Source organism: Phyllobacterium sp. LjRoot231 (genome assembly GCF_964253365.1).
Classification (GTDB): Bacteria; Pseudomonadota; Alphaproteobacteria; order Rhizobiales; family Rhizobiaceae; genus Phyllobacterium.
In genome coordinates this window covers 993,993-1,009,176 of sequence record NZ_CAXUQT020000001.1, presented here as the reverse complement: position 1 = coordinate 1,009,176, position 15,184 = coordinate 993,993, and the positions used below count along the sequence as shown (strand labels likewise).

At 58.4% G+C, this 15,184-nt stretch carries 14 protein-coding genes; 2 read left to right on the top strand and 12 right to left on the bottom strand.

Going from position 1 to position 15,184, the window contains the following annotated elements:
- Nucleotides 1-61: 61 nt before the first annotated feature.
- Together ACSQ3H_RS04825 and ACSQ3H_RS04820 are read right to left on the bottom strand one after the other, a co-directional pair.
- Nucleotides 62-451, bottom strand: a complete 390-nt coding sequence (locus tag ACSQ3H_RS04825) for an AGROH133_08824 family phage infection protein (RefSeq protein ID WP_436116001.1) — start codon at nucleotides 449-451, stop codon at nucleotides 62-64.
- A gap of 165 nt (nucleotides 452-616) precedes the next feature.
- A complete protein-coding gene (locus ACSQ3H_RS04820) occupies nucleotides 617-2,800 on the bottom strand; it encodes a primosomal protein N' (RefSeq protein WP_436116000.1) in 2,184 nt (727 codons plus the stop codon).
- A gap of 124 nt (nucleotides 2,801-2,924) precedes the next feature.
- On the opposite strand from ACSQ3H_RS04820, the gene fsa reads away from it, so the two are divergent.
- Nucleotides 2,925-3,578, top strand: coding sequence for a fructose-6-phosphate aldolase (gene fsa, locus ACSQ3H_RS04815; RefSeq protein WP_436115999.1), 654 nt, complete (start codon nucleotides 2,925-2,927; stop codon nucleotides 3,576-3,578).
- Nucleotides 3,579-3,634: 56 nt separating this feature from the next.
- Here fsa and ACSQ3H_RS04810 read toward each other — a convergent pair whose 3' ends face one another.
- From ACSQ3H_RS04810 to leuS, 9 genes are all read right to left on the bottom strand, one after another.
- Nucleotides 3,635-4,429, bottom strand: a complete 795-nt coding sequence (locus ACSQ3H_RS04810; RefSeq protein WP_436115998.1) for an ATP-binding cassette domain-containing protein — start codon at nucleotides 4,427-4,429, stop codon at nucleotides 3,635-3,637.
- Nucleotides 4,430-4,438: 9 nt separating this feature from the next.
- Nucleotides 4,439-5,218: an ABC transporter permease subunit gene (locus ACSQ3H_RS04805; RefSeq protein WP_436115997.1), complete on the bottom strand. Its 780-nt coding sequence runs from the start codon at nucleotides 5,216-5,218 to the stop codon at nucleotides 4,439-4,441.
- Nucleotides 5,215-6,378, bottom strand: a complete 1,164-nt coding sequence (gene ssuD, locus ACSQ3H_RS04800; protein WP_436115996.1) for an FMNH2-dependent alkanesulfonate monooxygenase — start codon at nucleotides 6,376-6,378, stop codon at nucleotides 5,215-5,217. Before ssuD ends, ACSQ3H_RS04805 begins: the two co-directional genes overlap by 4 nt.
- A gap of 22 nt (nucleotides 6,379-6,400) precedes the next feature.
- Nucleotides 6,401-7,357, bottom strand: coding sequence for an aliphatic sulfonate ABC transporter substrate-binding protein (locus ACSQ3H_RS04795; RefSeq protein WP_436115995.1), 957 nt, complete (start codon nucleotides 7,355-7,357; stop codon nucleotides 6,401-6,403).
- Nucleotides 7,358-7,567: 210 nt separating this feature from the next.
- Nucleotides 7,568-8,428: an ABC transporter permease subunit gene (locus ACSQ3H_RS04790; RefSeq protein WP_436115994.1), complete on the bottom strand. Its 861-nt coding sequence runs from the start codon at nucleotides 8,426-8,428 to the stop codon at nucleotides 7,568-7,570.
- Entirely contained in the window at nucleotides 8,425-9,198 is a 774-nt protein-coding gene (locus tag ACSQ3H_RS04785; RefSeq protein WP_436115993.1) for a taurine ABC transporter ATP-binding protein, read from the bottom strand. The genes ACSQ3H_RS04790 and ACSQ3H_RS04785 overlap by 4 nt, the downstream gene beginning before the upstream one ends.
- A 28-nt stretch (nucleotides 9,199-9,226) precedes the next feature.
- Nucleotides 9,227-10,234 (bottom strand): taurine ABC transporter substrate-binding protein, encoded by a 1,008-nt coding sequence (gene tauA, locus ACSQ3H_RS04780; protein ID WP_436115992.1) that lies wholly within the window; start codon nucleotides 10,232-10,234, stop codon nucleotides 9,227-9,229.
- 344 nt (nucleotides 10,235-10,578) lie between these two features.
- Nucleotides 10,579-11,157 carry an LPS assembly lipoprotein LptE gene (locus ACSQ3H_RS04775; protein WP_436115991.1) on the bottom strand — a complete coding sequence of 193 codons (579 nt, stop codon included), beginning with the start codon at nucleotides 11,155-11,157 and terminating at the stop codon, nucleotides 10,579-10,581.
- Complete coding sequence (gene leuS, locus ACSQ3H_RS04770) at nucleotides 11,144-13,762, bottom strand: leucine--tRNA ligase (protein ID WP_436115990.1); 2,619 nt, start codon at nucleotides 13,760-13,762, stop codon at nucleotides 11,144-11,146. Before leuS ends, ACSQ3H_RS04775 begins: the two co-directional genes overlap by 14 nt.
- A 132-nt stretch (nucleotides 13,763-13,894) precedes the next feature.
- Between leuS and ACSQ3H_RS04765 the strand changes: the two genes are divergently transcribed.
- On the top strand, nucleotides 13,895-14,557 hold the full coding sequence (locus ACSQ3H_RS04765) for a YggS family pyridoxal phosphate-dependent enzyme (protein WP_436115989.1): 663 nt from the start codon (nucleotides 13,895-13,897) through the stop codon (nucleotides 14,555-14,557).
- A 3-nt stretch (nucleotides 14,558-14,560) separates the two neighbouring features.
- Here the strand turns inward: ACSQ3H_RS04765 and ACSQ3H_RS04760 are convergent, their stop codons facing one another.
- Nucleotides 14,561-15,097 carry a YcbK family protein gene (locus ACSQ3H_RS04760; protein WP_436115988.1) on the bottom strand — a complete coding sequence of 179 codons (537 nt, stop codon included), beginning with the start codon at nucleotides 15,095-15,097 and terminating at the stop codon, nucleotides 14,561-14,563.
- Nucleotides 15,098-15,184: the final 87 nt, after the last annotated feature.

The following is a 15,184-nucleotide window of genomic DNA, read 5'->3' as shown; positions in this document are numbered from 1 at the left end:
CGTCCGAATCGCCGCAGCTCTGGATAATTATGAGTAAGCGATTCAACTAATCCTGTCATGCCTATGCAACAAAGCCGAAGGCGAACAGCAGGGGACCTGTAGCCAATGCAATTTCGATGACCACGGATATCCAGTTGTAAAGCGTATTGCCTCTGTCGGACATCATCGAGATCAATCGGCCGAAGACCGTAAAGCCCCACGAAACGCCAAGCGCGATCCAGAGAAATGGCTGCGAGAAAACCAGGGCGCTGATGCCAAGTCCGAGATAGAATCCGGCGAAGGTTGCGCGCACTTCCGATATGGCTTCAGGCCGCTCGGGTTTGGTCTGCAAGCGCATGATTTTCAACGCGACGCGAGGAGCAAAAAACAGGATCAATCCGAAGATGACCGTGATTGCCGCTGACAACCAAGCCATCCATTCGCCTGTAGTCGCCGGCCAGTAAAGTTCCATTTCTATATCCTTTCCCCGGAATCTGTCTTTTTGTAGCGCCAACCCAAAACCCGTCATGGGACGGCGACAATGATGGTTTTCGAGCACCGGCGCGGAGTGTACTTTTGGGTACATGAGCACCGGAGCACAGAAAAAAACGCCATTTGCAGCCTGCCATGCCGGGTTTTATAGAAAGCTTTGCGGATCGATATCAACCTGTACGCGCACCGATCCCCGTTCTTTTGGGCCCGCCGCCAGCATGGCGCGGATAAAACCCTGAATATCCGCCTTGCGGGTGCCGTGGATCAAAAGCCGAAAGCGGTGACGCCCACGAACAAGTGCGAGTGGCGCCTCCGCGGGGCCCAGCACGCTGATCTGCACCGAGGATGGCGCGGCACGGCGCAACGCGCGTGCATGTCCTTCAGCCTCCGGGCGTGTTGCTGCCGAGATAATCAAAGCGCCCAGCCGTCCGAACGGCGGCAGACCGGAGCGTTCGCGCTCCTCTATCTCGCGCTCGTAAAAGGCCTGCGCATCACCGGATACGATCGCTCGCATCACCGGATGGTCCGGCTGATAGGTCTGCAACAGCCCGAGGCTCTTCTTGCCAGTACGCCCGGCGCGCCCAGTCACCTGGTTCAGCAACTGGAATGTGCGTTCAGCCGCGCGCGGATCACCATTGGCCAAGCCAAGATCCGCATCGACAACACCCACCAGCGTCATATTCGGGAAATTATGCCCCTTGGCGACCAGTTGCGTCCCGATAATGATATCCGCCTCGCCGCGCGCGATCGCATCGAGCTCAAGCCGCAGCCGTTTCACGCCCATCAGGTCCGACGACAAGACGATGATGCGCGCGTCGGGAAATGTCTTTTCCGCTTCCTCGGCAATGCGCTCGACCCCCGGCCCACAGGCGACGAGATGGTCGAGCGTACCACAGGAAGGACAAGCCTCGGGTCTAGCCTCGCGGTGCCCACATTGGTGGCAGACGAGCTGACCTCGGAACCGGTGTTCGACCAGCCAGCTTGAACAGTCCGGGCACTGGAAGCGATGACCGCATACCCGGCACAGCGTGAGCGGAGCGTAACCCCGGCGGTTGAGGAACAGGAGCGATTGCTCCTTGCGTTGCAAGGTCTGGTTGATCGCCTCGACCAATGCTGGCGAAAGAAACCCGCCCGGACGCGGCGGTGATTTGCGCATGTCGATCGACTTGAGATCCGGCATCGCGGCTTCCGCATAACGGCCCGGCAGGCGGATGCGTGTATAGCGGCCCTGGTTCGCATTCACCTGGCTTTCGATCGATGGCGTCGCTGAAGCAAGCACCACCGGGAAATTGCCGATATGCCCACGCACCACCGCCATGTCGCGGGCATTATAAAATACGCGATCTTCCTGCTTGTAGGCCGGATCGTGCTCTTCATCGACAATGATCAGACCGAGATCCTGGAATGGCAGGAACAGCGCCGAGCGGGCACCCGCGACAACCCTGACCTGGCCCTCCATAACCTGCCGCCAGACCCGTTCGCGCGATCGTGGTGCAAGGTCCGAATGCCACTCCGCAGGTTTCGAACCGAAACGGTCGTGGAACCGATCGAGAAACTGCTGCGTGAGGGCGATTTCGGGCAGGAGGATCAATACTTGTTTGCCCTTCTCGATCGCCTTGGCCACTGCCTCGAAATAAACTTCGGTTTTGCCAGAACCGGTGACACCATCGAGCAGACATACCGCGAAACCACCGGCGGACACCGCCGTGACCAGTTGATCTGCCGCTTCGGTCTGGTCGCTGGACAACACCGCTTTCGCATAATCCGGATCGGGAGCAGCCACGATGGGCCGCACCGGGATCATCACCTGTTCGAACACACCCTGCGCGGAAAGACCGTCGATCACTGTGGCCGAAACACCGGCCGCATGGGCAAGTCCGGTCCGCGTCCACGCCATGCCATCTTCTGCCAGTTCCAGCACACGGGCCCGCGCACCGGTCATCCGGTCAGGCTCGCGGCCGGAAAATCGCAAGCCCGGGACTGGTGGTTCCGGATCGAAAGCTGCAGGCACGCGCAGTACCATCCGTGCCACCATGCCAGGAGGCGAAATCGTATAATCGGCGGCCCAACGCATGAAGCGCATCATGCCATCATCAACCGGCGGGCAATCGAACAGTTCCGATATCGGCCGGAGCTTTTTCGCATCGACCGAGTCTGTCGAACCTTCCGTAACGATGCCCGCAACCTCGCGCGGCCCTAGCGGAACACGCACGATCGATCCGGCCTGCACCTCCATGCCATCCGGCACGGCATAGCTATAGGGCCGCTCGGCCGGCATCGGCACAAGCACGGGAACAATTTTTTGCGGGATGAACGAATCCTGGCTCATATAGGCGTGACCTTGACGCGGCTTTCAGATAAAGAAAAGCCACTTTCCGAGAGAAACATCCCATCTCTCATATTCGGGCGCAGCTCATGCTGGGCCATCAGTCATATAAGGAAGGACTGCTCCGATGAAATTCTTTGCCGATACAGCCGATGTAAAGGAAATCCGTGAACTCAACGATCTTGGATTGCTCGACGGGGTGACAACCAATCCGTCCCTGATCCTGAAGTCCGGCGGCAGCATCTTCGAAGTCACCAAGGAAATCTGCAGCATTGTCAAAGGCCCCGTCTCGGCCGAAGTGACAGCCGTCGAATATGAGCAGATGATGAAAGAAGCTGCGGTACTCGCCAGAATCGCCGACAATATCTGCATCAAGGTGCCGCTCACCCTCGATGGCCTTCGGGCTTGCAAGGCGCTTCGCTCCGACGGTCATCTGGTCAATGTGACCCTGTGCTTCTCCGCCAATCAGGCGCTGCTCGCCGCCAAGGCGGGCGCAACCTTCATCTCGCCCTTCATCGGCCGCATCGACGACATTGGCATCAACGGGCTGGAGCTGATTTCCGAAATCCGTACCATCTATGACAACTATGATTACAAGACGGAAATCCTTGCGGCCTCGATCCGTACAGTCAACCATGTCAAGGAAGCGGCGTTGATCGGCGCTGACGTCGTAACCGCTCCGCCGGCGACGTTGAAGGCCCTCGTCAAGCACCCGCTGACCGATAAGGGCCTCGAGACTTTCCTTGCTGACTGGGCAAAGACCGGCCAGAAGATCGCCTGATCAGGCAATTGCTTTCCAATCAACAACACCCGCTGACATTGTCGGCGGGTGTTTTCTTACCGATTGTACAATTGATCCAATATTTGCCGTTCGAAGAACGCCAGCTCCGGTGAGGCATGGCGGCGTGGGCGCTCAACCGGGATCGCAAGGTCGAGCGCGATCCGGCCGCTATCGATGACGACCACACGGTCGGCGAGCGCCACCGCCTCTGCCACGTCATGCGTCACCAGGACCGCAGTGAAGTTCTTCGCCAGCCAGATTCGCTCCAGCAGTTGCTGCATCTCGATCCGCGTCAGTGCATCCAAAGCGCCCAGCGGCTCATCAAGCGCCAATATCGATGGATGACCGACCAATGCTCGCGCCAGCGCTACGCGTTGCCGCTGCCCACCGGATAGAACGGATGGCCACTCGCCACCGCGATCCGCCAATCCGACTTCAGCCAGAATCTCGAGGCTTTTCTTTCGCGCAGCCTCGCCTTTTTCGATGCCCGTCAACCCCACATCGACATTGGCGGCGACGCGCGCCCAGGGCAGAAGCCGCGGTTCCTGAAACATGATACGCGTGCGCTTCTGATCACCTGTCGCAGCACCGTGGACCAGTTCGCCGGATGTCGGCTTGTCGAGCCCGGCGAGCAATCGCAACAATGTGCTCTTTCCGCAGCCGCTCTTGCCAATGACCGCAACGAACTGCCCCTCGTAGACCTCAAGGTTGATGCCTTGCAACACCGCCTTGCCGCCAAACTGCTTGGCGACATTACGAAAGGAGAAGGAAACCTTGCCTTGCGGTGCCGGCGTATAGGCGGGCGTCGTCGTGGTGTAGGATTTGCGGGCAGTGACGGTTGCTGCGGTCATCTTGGTTCCTCAAACGGTCTGGAAGGCAGGGTGCCATTGCAGTGATATTCGCTCGAGGAGCCGAGCCAGCGAATCCGCCAGCTTGCCAAGGAGCGCGTAAATCAAAATCGATAGAACAACGACGTCGATCAGCAGAAATTCGCGTGCCTGCATGGCCATGTAGCCAAGACCCGAGGATGCGGAAATCGTTTCGGCAACGATCAGCGTCAGCCACATGATCCCCAGCGCATAGCGCAAGCCCACGAAGATCGAGGGCAGCGCGCCCGGCAGGATCACACGTAGGAACAGCTGCGTCCGTGACATGCCATAGATGCGGCCCATCTCGACGAGTTGCGGATCGACACCCTGAATACCAAGCAGCGTGTTCACATAGATCGGAAAGAATACGCCGAGGGCGACCAGAAACAGTTTCGCCTCCTCGTCGATGCCGAACCACAGGATAACCAGCGGGATCAGCGCCAGATGCGGAATGTTTCGGATCATCTGCAGCGTCGTGTCGGTCAATTCGCGGCTGAGCGCCGATAGCCCGTTCGTAAGGCCGAGAGCAAAACCGATGGCGCCGCCCACGACGAACCCGCTCAAGGCGCGCAATGTCGAGATGCGGATATTCTCGATGAGTTCGCCTGACCAGAGCAGTTTCCAGAACGCTTCGCCGACAGCCGACGGCGCCGGCAGCACATTGGCCGGGATAAGCCCTGCCCGCGACGCGCCTTCCCATCCGGCGAGCAGCAAGGCCGGCAAAAGCCAGCCCAGTGCGCTGCGACCGAAGGAACGGAGCGCCCGGCTCATGAGGAAGCCTGCAGGCGTTTGTCGCCATAAAAGCCAACGCCAAACTCGTTCTCGATCGACCGGCGCGGGGCACGTGTATTGCCGCCAAGACCGAGTTCCGGAAACAGAAGTTCAGCAACACGGTAGGCTTCTTCCAGATGAGGATAGCCGGAACCGATCACCGTATCGATGCCCACCGCCTGATATTCGCGGATACGTGTCGCAATGCTTTGCGGCGAGCCCACAAGCGCGGTGCCCGCCCCGCCGCGTACCAGCCCGACACCGGCCCAGAGGTTCGGTGCGACGAGAAGCTTGTCGCGGCGTCCGCCATGGAGTTCCGCCATACGGCGCTGTCCGACAGAATCCATTTCCTTCAGAAACCGCGCCTGCGCGACTTCGATCTGCTCGTCGGTGATCTTGCTGATCAGCCGGTCCGCCGCCGCCCAGGCTTCATCTTCCGTCTCACGAACGATGAAGTGCAGGCGAATGCCGAAGCGCAGCTTACGCCCTTTGAGCGCTGCCTTCTGGCGTGCGCGGTCGATCTTTTCGGCAACTTGTGCCACCGGTTCGCCCCAGGTCAGGTACATGTCGACCTGTTCGGCTGCCAGATCCTGACCTGCATCGGACGAACCGCCGAAATAGAGCGGGGCACGTTCCTGCACCGGCAAGAGATCAAGCCTGCCACCATCTACCCGATAATGTTTGCCGTCGAAATTTACCGTTTCGCCGGAAACGAGATCGCGCCAGATTTTAAGGAATTCCGCCGCCTGTTCATAGCGCTCGTCATGCGGCAGAAACACGCCGTCGCCTGCAAGTTCCTTGGGATTGCCGCCGACGACCACGTTCAGCAAAAGGCGTCCATTGCTCAAACGGTCGAGCGCTGCCGTCTGCCGCGCCGCAAAGACCGGCGATGTCACCCCGGGGCGAAGTGCAACCAGAAACTTCAATCGCTCCGTATGCGCGGCGAGGCCCGCTGCGGTGATCCAGGAATCTTCGCAGCTCTGTCCTGTCGGAAGCAGCACGCCGGGAAAGCCGAGCCTGTCGACTGCCTGGGCTATTTCGCGAAGGTAATCGTGTTCCGGCGGCCGCTGCTGTCGTTCCGAACCGAGATAACTGCCATCGCCATGGGTGGGGATGAACCAGAAGAAATCAAGTGGGGCATTGTTTATTGGCTGCGTCATATCGTGACTCCGGTCCATATGGTCAGTTGCTGGGTGCCGTCCAAACGGCATCCGAAACCTTGATGGCGTTGGGAATGAGCTTCAGCTTGAAGAAGCTGTCCGCTGTTTCCTGCTGGTGCGCAATGATTTCCGGCGTAACGGGGCCTGCACTGAAGTTTGCGCGGTTTGCCGCCAGTATTTGTGCCTCGAGCGGCACACCCGTTACTTCGTGGAGCGCCTCCGCCACCTTGTCCTTGTTGGCATTTGCCCAATCGGCCGCGACCTTGAGCGCGCCAATCGTCTCCTTCACGACGCCTGGATATGCATTGGCGAAGTCACGATTGGCGATGAGATAGGTATTGACGTTGAGAACGTCGCTGGTGCGGACGAGAATGCGTGGATTGTAACGCGTCTCGGCAATAGCGAAGAACGGATCCCAGATTGCCCAGGCATCGATTTTATCGCTGGCAAAAGCCGCAGCTGCATCAGCCGGACTCAGGAAAACCGGCGTGATTTCATCGTAGCCCACCTTGGCTTTTGCCAATGCCGCTATGAGAAGATTGTGTGCACTCGTCCCTTTGCCAACACCCACTTTCTTGCCCTTGAGATCGGCAAGGGACTGGATCGAAGAGCCAGGCTTGACGATGATCGCTTCGCCCTTGCCATTTGGCGCAAGGGCTGCGGCATAGACAATCGCGGAACCCGCCGACTGCCCGAAGATCGGCGGCGCATCACCGACATAGCCAAGATCGATGCTGCCGACATTCAGCGCTTCGACAATTGGGGGGCCGGCAGTGAATTCCACCCATCTGACTGCAATGCCCTTCGGCCCAAGCGCCTTTTCGATCACTTGTTGTTGGCGGGCGACGACTGGCAAGCCCGTCTTCTGATAACCGATTTTCAGTTCCTTCAGGGGCTCGGCGGCATAGGAGAAACTAGCGGTGAAAGCGGCAGCAGCGAAGAGGGCCGCGCCAAATGCTCTACGTGTCAATCTGGACATTGGTCCCTCTGGATGAGGCGGGCTTTGTTGATGAAAAGCCTTCCCGCCCGATCGGGAATTGAACCGATGTTAGTTAACTCGACCATTCTAATAGAGAAAAGAAATTTCATAGAGTCTGGAGGGAAGGGATTAGTTTTCTGGCGTGCCCGTGGGCTCGCGCAAAGCTGCGCGAATTTCTATCCCACCTTAGTATAATGCAGCGCCTCCGGGCTAATCCCGCCCCGACCATGGCACGAGCAGCCGCTCCAGCCGTCGAATACCTATCTCCAGGATGAAGGCGACGATCGCAATGACGAAAATGCCCATGATGACCACGTCCGTGACCAGGAACTGCGCGGCGGACTGGATCATGAAGCCCAAACCGCGCGTCGCCGCAACGAGTTCGGCTGCAACAAGCGTGGTCCAGCCGGTGCCCAGCGCTATCCGCAGTCCAGTCAGGATAGACGGGGCTGCGCTCGGCAGGATTACATAGCGCACCACTTGCAACCGCGTCGCACCAAGTGCGCGGGCGGCATTGATGCGTTCCAGCGAAGCACTCTTGACGCCGGATGCGGTCGAAATGGCAATAGGCGCCAGCATTGCTATCGCGATCACCAGGATTTTCGAAGACTCACCAATGCCGAACCAGATGATCACCAGCGGCAGATAGGCGAGCGGCGGTATCGGCCGCAGGAACTCCAGGATCGGATCGAAAATGCCACGCCCAATAGCGCTGATACCGATGGCGATGCCCATCGGTATTGCCACGAGCAAGGCAAAGAACAGCGCCGCGAACACCCGGAGCAGGCTCGCACTCAAATGCTGCCAAAGCGTGGCGTCAACGAAACCGGTCGTCGCAACAGAATAGAATTTCCAAAGCACCGCCTGCGGTGACGGGAGAAATACCGGCGAAACCAGTTTGAAATGCGCCGAGATAGCCCACCCGAGGGAAAAAATAAGGACGGTGATAGCACTGACCACCCGCGTCGTTGTCAGAGGCGATGCTTTTGGAACCTTTCTGTTCGATTGGTCCGGGTTACTGCTCGCGGACGCAGCCGTTATGTTCCGTTCAGTTTCGACGGTGAGCGTCATGCCGCTTCGCCTTCAAAGATCGAATCCTCCAGCTCCGCCTTTGCCAGTGCGAAAGCAGGATCTGCCTTGATCGCTCGCACTGTTTCTCCCGCCGCGTAACGCCGCCCAAAGTTGACATCGATCTGCCTGACGATACGCCCCGGACGGGGCGCCAGAATAACAACACGCGTTGCCAGAAGCAGCGCTTCATCGATACCGTGCGTGACCATAAGCACACCGATGTTGTTCGCCGCCCAGATATCCAGAAGAAGTGTCTGCATGCGTTCGCGCGTCAGGGCATCGAGCGCGCCGAGTGGCTCATCCATCAGCAAGAAGTCCGGCTCAGCCGCCAGCGCCCTGACAAGGCCAACGCGCTGCCGCATCCCACCCGACAGTTCCCATATGGATTTACTGCCGAACCCTTCGAGTTTGACCAACGCCAACAATTTGTCAGCTACGGCCTCGCGTTCCTTCAGAGGAACACCCCGAAGTTTCAAGGCAAAGGCGACGTTCTCGCGCGCGCTCAGCCAGGGAAACAACGCATCGTTCTGAAAGACGACAGCGCGATCAGCGCCCGGTCCGGCAACTGCCTTGCCATCGACGGTGACCACGCCGCCAGTCGGTGCAATCAGCCCGGCTGCGGCGTTCAGAAGCGTAGTCTTTCCGCAACCGGAACGACCGACAAGCACCACGAAATCCCCCGATTGCACCGAGATGGAGGCGTGCGTGACGGCGGGCTGTAGCTGCCCGCCATACTGCACTGAAACGTTTTCAAGCTTCAAACTGGCCATAAACCTCTAACCTCGAAGGATTTCCTGCTCAGTTCGAGGCCAGCGCCGCATCGACATATTTTGTCGTGACATATTTGCTGTAGTCCGGCAGCACCGCATCTATCTTGCCCTGTTCCTTCAGAAATTCCGAGGTGGCCGCGACGGCCTTGACGGTATCGCCGCCGAGAAACTTGCCCGAAGCCTGCTCCGTCAATGTCGGGAAGACATAGCCCTTCAACAGCGCCGGTACCTCATCCAGCTTTGCACCGGTCAACCGGCTGATCTTCTCGGCCTGCGGCGAAGATGCGGACCATGAATCCGGTTTGCCCAGATAATCCGCATAGGCTTTGCCGGTCACCTTGACGAAATCGCGCACCGCGTCCGGATGGGCCTCGGCGAATTCCGTCCTGACGATCCACGCGTCGAATGTCGGAGCGCCCCACGAGGCAACCTTCGCGGAATCAACGATGATCTTGCCGCTGGTGCGTATCTGGCCGAGCGCCGGGTCCCAGACATAGGCGGCATCGATATCGCCGCGTTCCCAGGCTGCTGCGATTTCCGGCGGGCGCAGGTTTAAAATGTTGACGGTCTTCGGATCGACACCCTCATGCTTCAATGCCGCGAGCAGGCTGTAATGCGTGGTCGAAACGAACGGAACAGCGACTCTCTTGCCGGCCAGATCGGCGATCTTGGTTACATTGGAGCCGTTGCGCGCAACAAGCGCTTCGGATTCTCCGATGAGCCCGACGACAAGAATGGTTTCGATCGGCAATTCACGGCTGGCCGCCGCCGCCAGCGGACTTGAGCCAACATAGCCGATATCGACCGAGCCCGACGCTACCGCGGCGATGACATCGGCGCCTGAATCAAATTTTCGCCAGTCGATTTTCGCCGCCGTTGCGGTTTCATAGGCTCCATCAGCCTGCGGAACTTTCGAGGGTTCGACCACGGTCTGATAGCCTATGGTGATTTTCAAATCCTTCGCATGGGCGGAACCGAGTGCGGCAATGCTAAGAATGGCAGTGCTCGCGATGAGTATATGGCGGCGTGTAAGCATCGTTGATCCTGCGATTGGTTGTCATTGATGACTGTCCAACAGTCGCTATCTCTACTTGTTTTGTAGAGTTATGATCTGCCAAGTTTTGCCGACAAAGCAAAAATTAATTCTCTGAAACAACCCTCTCTCGTCAAAATGGAGAGGATGGATTGTGTTCAGGCCTCTTCACCGTCGTCGAAGCGGCCGTCGAGCCTCAAACCTTCGATCGAAGTTGCACCATCCCGGCGGACCACGGTCATGGCACGCGCTGGCCGATATCAAGCCGTATGGAACGCAGCGACCTGTACCCGGTTGCCTCAAGCGAAGTCAGGCGCATCGACTACATCCCGACTAATTTTACGAACTCAGAACTTCGAGAGGTCCTGAGCGACGCTGAGGTTGAGCGACTCGGCGAGTTCTCGCGCCGCACGATTATTCGCGTCGCGCTGAGCCCGAAGCACAGCATAACGCTGTCTTGGCGCGTCATAATCCGCAGTGATAATACGTGTTCCGTTGCCGATGACCTTTCCGTCGGACAGGCGGGTCAGGGCATAGGCGCCGGTCATCCGAATCGAACCAGCTGTTGGCTGGCCCGATTTGTCATTGGTGGCATTCTGCACGAGTAACAAGGACAGATCCCTGGAGGCGACGCTAAGCTGTAGCGAATAGACCGGGCTGGCTGGTTGCCCTGCTCCGCCGGCAAACAGGAAAATCAAATTGTTGCGCACTTCCTGCGTCACGCGGTCGCCGGGCTGGTTGATTGAGATGCTGGCGAGCCTTGAGCGCACGCCGTCGTTGACGCTGCCGGTCACTGTGGGACTCGGCGTGGAATAAAGCGGCCGCACCTGACAGCCACCCACAATAAGAGCCATTCCAAGAACGCAGACCGACAACAACAGACGCCCGGAACGCGAACCCGGCTGAAAACGATCAGGCAACGACATTGATGATCCTCTGCGGTACGATAATGACTTTCTTCGGCGGATTGCCGTTCAACGCAGCCTTGACGAAATCAAGCGCGAGGGCGGCTTTTTCGACCGCCAATTGATCCGCATCGCGGGCAATTGTCAAATCGCCGCGCTTCTTGCCGTTGATCTGCACCGGCAGCGTCACATCGTTCTCGATGATCAATGTCTCGTCATAACTCGGCCATGCCTGATGCGCGATAAGATCCTTGCCATTCAGCGCTTTCCAGCACTCTTCAGCCAAATGCGGCATCATCGGTCCGACCATTGCCAGAAGCATGTTGGTCGCTTCGCGGCTTGCCGCGATCATCGCCTTGTCGGCTTCGCCGGCGGCGATCTTCTGCAAAGGACCTGAAAGCACATTCACCAGCTCGTAGAGCCGTGCGACAGCCTTGTTGAACGCCAGCTTCTCGATATCCTCGCCAACCAGCTTCACCGTTCTGTGTGCGGCCTTGGATATCTGTAATGCCTCACCCTCGGAAGCGGATGCAGCCTCGACGCTCTGCAATATTTCGGCTGCCTCTGAGATCAGGCGCCAGACACGCTGGACAAAGCGGTGCGCACCTTCAGCACCGGCCTCCGTCCAGATCACATCACGCTCGGGCGGCGAATCGGACAGCATGAACCAGCGTGCCGTATCGGCGCCGTAGGAAGCGATGATATCGTCCGGATCGACAACGTTCTTCTTCGACTTCGACATCTTTTCGATAGAGCCGATCTCGATTTCTTCGCCGGTTTCGATCAAGATCGCACGGCGCTTACCATCAACCTCCTCGACCTTGACTTCCGCTGGCGTGACCCAACCATCTTTGCCCTTGTAGGTTTCGTGTACGACCATGCCTTGCGTGAACAGGCCCTTGAACGGCTCGCTGATATCGAGATGTCCGGCAACCTTCATCGCTCGCGTGAAAAACCGCGAGTAGAGCAAATGCAGGATCGCGTGTTCGATGCCGCCGATATACTGATCTACCGGCAGCCAGTGGTTGGCGATCTTCGGATCGGTGGGCTCGTTCTCCCAGGGTGCGGTAAAGCGGGCAAAGTACCAGGACGAATCGACGAACGTATCCATCGTGTCGGTCTCGCGCCGCGCAGCCTTGCCGCATTGCGGACAGTTGACATGCCGCCAGGTCGGGTGACGGTCGAGCGGATTACCGGGACGGTCGAATTCGACATCATCAGGCAGCTTCACCGGCAGATCCGCCTTCGGCACCGGAACAACGCCGCAATCGTCGCAATGGATCATCGGGATCGGGCAACCCCAGTAGCGCTGGCGCGAAATACCCCAATCCCGCAGGCGGAAGTTCACCTTGCGCTCACCCTGCGGCCGATTGCCGATTGTCTGCTTTTCCAATCGATTCGCCACTTCCTCGAAAGCCGCCGCTGGCGACAAGCCATTCAGGAATTTCGAATTGATCATCACGCCGTCATCGACATAGGCGATTTCCGTGATCTGGAAAGTCGCTGCGTCAGCGTCCGCAGGCATGACCACGGGCACGACCGGCAAACCATATTTGTTGGCGAAATCAAGATCGCGCTGGTCGCCGGACGGGCAACCAAAGATTGCGCCTGTGCCATAATCCATCAGCACAAAGTTGGCGACATAGACCGGCAGCTTCCAGCTCGGATCGAACGGGTGCGAGACACGCAGGCCAGTGTCAAAGCCTTTCTTCTCGGCCGTTTCCAGCGCAACGACCGAAGTACCGGCATGGCGGCACTCCTCGTTGAACTTCGCCAGCGCCGCATTGGTCTCCGCAGCCTTCTTCGCCAGTGGATGATCTGCGGCAATGGCGATGAACGACGCGCCGAACAGCGTGTCGGGACGCGTCGTGTAAACCTCGATCTCACTCTCGCCGCCGGCATGCGACTTCTCATCCAGCGCCCAACGGATCAGCATGCCTTCAGACTTGCCGATCCAGTTGCGCTGCATCAGCCGCACCTTGTCAGGCCACTGGTCAAGACCGTCCAGCGCGCTAAGCAACTCCTCGTTGAAGTCGGTGATCTTGAAGAACCACTGCGTCAGTTCGCGCTGTTCGACCAGTGCGCCCGAACGCCAACCACGCCCGTCGATGACCTGTTCATTGGCAAGAACCGTCATATCCTCCGGATCCCAATTGACCTTCGAGGACTTGCGCGTCACCAGACCCTTCTCGACGAAGTCGAGGAACAGCATCTGCTGACGGTGATAATATTCGACGTCGCAGGTGGCGAACTCGCGCGACCAGTCCAGCGACAGGCCCATGGACTTCAACTGGCTGCGCATGGTCGCGATGTTCTGGTAGGTCCAGGTCTTCGGGTGAACCTTGTTCTGCATCGCAGCGTTTTCCGCCGGCATGCCGAACGCGTCCCAGCCCATTGGATGCAGGACATTGAACCCCTTGGCGCGCTTGTAGCGTGCAACGACATCGCCCATGGCATAGTTGCGCACGTGCCCCATATGGATACGGCCCGACGGATAGGGAAACATCTCGAGCACATAATACGGGTCGCGCGGATCGTCATTGGGTGTTTCGAAAAGTTTGGCGTCGTCCCAAACCTTCTGCCAATGCCTTTCGGCTACACGGGGATTATATCGTTCGGTTGCCATGAACGGGATTCTCTTGCAAAGGATAGTGGTTGCGGGACCTTCACCATGGATTGGTGAGACCGTCAACCATTTGAAGCTGAAGGAACCCGCGAAAACCGGGCTCGTGTATCATAAATAGGACTCAACTGCGCCATGCCCAATGCTGTCGACCAACTTTTTGCCGTTCAGAGCGAAATCAGCAAGGCTGAAGCCGAGGCCAATCGCTCAAAGGGCTCTGTGACATTGGTAGCGGTTTCCAAGACTTTCGATGCCGACGCAATTCGTCCCGTCATCGCGGCGGGTCAGCGTGTGTTCGGCGAAAACCGCGTCCAGGAAGCGCAGGGCAAATGGCCAGCCCTGCGCGCCGATTTTCCCGATATCGAACTACATCTGATCGGCCCGCTGCAGTCTAATAAGGCGGAAGATGCAGTCGCGCTTTTCGACGTTATCGAAACTATCGACCGCGAGAAGATCGCGGCGACGCTTTCTACCGAAATGAGGAAGCAGAACCGCTTTCCGAAACTCTTCGTTCAGGTCAACACCGGCTCGGAACCCCAGAAAGCCGGCATAGAGCCCAAGGAGGCCGTGGCCTTCGTCAAGCGCTGCCGCGACGTGCACGGACTCGTCATCGAGGGCCTGATGTGCATCCCGCCAGCCGATGAAAACCCCGGCCCGCATTTTGCGCTCTTGCGCAAGATTGCTGGCGCAGCCGGTGTGGAAAAGCTTTCCATGGGTATGTCGGGCGATTACCAGATTGCCATAGGTTTCGGTGCGACTTCGGTTCGGGTCGGCTCAGCGATTTTCGGCGCTCGCTAGTTTTTACCAGCTACGGCGCGGCCCGGTGTCGATGTGATAATAACCCGCCGGGTAGCGCTTCAGTCCACCCACGTCTTTCGCGGAAGAGAGAAAATTGATCAGACCCGACGCGCCGCCATGCACGCGGAAATCAACCGCCTGGCAGCTGAGGTGATAAGACTGATCACGTCCGCCAACACTGCGATTGCGCGACCGTGAACGAACCGTCGAGTTAACGGTGATCGGGCCATATTTCGCAGAAACGCGGTTCAGCACATTTCTTAAACGCTCGGGAACACACTTCGACGGCGCCTTGTAGTCAATGTAGGCCTTGCCGCGCGGCATAGCCGCGAGCACCAGCGGGCTGATCTTGTCGAAGACGGAATCTTTCAGGAGATGAGCATGTTCTTCATCGAACAGATGCGCACCGACCCGCTCTTGCGGATTGGACGCCTCGGGTAACGTCCCGGCATCCGCTGGGATAGCCAGAGCAAGAACGATCAGGGCAAGTGACGTGAATTTCGCGCGGAACACAACGCTGCGCAAGGGTTGAATTGTCATTCTTCGATCCTTGGTGGCGCAGACTTTTATGATTATGCGGCGCGCCTCATTTGTCCTCCCAAGTCAAGGCAGCGACCGTTCAAGCCG

Coding starts and splice junctions, on each gene's coding strand:
- ACSQ3H_RS04825 (WP_436116001.1), bottom strand. CDS start 451: ATGGAACTTTACTGGCCGGCGACTACAGGCGAATGGATGGCTTGGTTG.
- ACSQ3H_RS04820 (WP_436116000.1), bottom strand. CDS start 2,800: ATGAGCCAGGATTCGTTCATCCCGCAAAAAATTGTTCCCGTGCTTGTG.
- fsa (WP_436115999.1), top strand. CDS start 2,925: ATGAAATTCTTTGCCGATACAGCCGATGTAAAGGAAATCCGTGAACTC.
- ACSQ3H_RS04810 (WP_436115998.1), bottom strand. CDS start 4,429: ATGACCGCAGCAACCGTCACTGCCCGCAAATCCTACACCACGACGACG.
- ACSQ3H_RS04805 (WP_436115997.1), bottom strand. CDS start 5,218: ATGAGCCGGGCGCTCCGTTCCTTCGGTCGCAGCGCACTGGGCTGGCTT.
- ssuD (WP_436115996.1), bottom strand. CDS start 6,378: ATGACGCAGCCAATAAACAATGCCCCACTTGATTTCTTCTGGTTCATC.
- ACSQ3H_RS04795 (WP_436115995.1), bottom strand. CDS start 7,357: ATGTCCAGATTGACACGTAGAGCATTTGGCGCGGCCCTCTTCGCTGCT.
- ACSQ3H_RS04790 (WP_436115994.1), bottom strand. CDS start 8,428: ATGACGCTCACCGTCGAAACTGAACGGAACATAACGGCTGCGTCCGCG.
- ACSQ3H_RS04785 (WP_436115993.1), bottom strand. CDS start 9,198: ATGGCCAGTTTGAAGCTTGAAAACGTTTCAGTGCAGTATGGCGGGCAG.
- tauA (WP_436115992.1), bottom strand. CDS start 10,234: ATGCTTACACGCCGCCATATACTCATCGCGAGCACTGCCATTCTTAGC.
- ACSQ3H_RS04775 (WP_436115991.1), bottom strand. CDS start 11,157: ATGTCGTTGCCTGATCGTTTTCAGCCGGGTTCGCGTTCCGGGCGTCTG.
- leuS (WP_436115990.1), bottom strand. CDS start 13,762: ATGGCAACCGAACGATATAATCCCCGTGTAGCCGAAAGGCATTGGCAG.
- ACSQ3H_RS04765 (WP_436115989.1), top strand. CDS start 13,895: ATGCCCAATGCTGTCGACCAACTTTTTGCCGTTCAGAGCGAAATCAGC.
- ACSQ3H_RS04760 (WP_436115988.1), bottom strand. CDS start 15,097: ATGACAATTCAACCCTTGCGCAGCGTTGTGTTCCGCGCGAAATTCACG.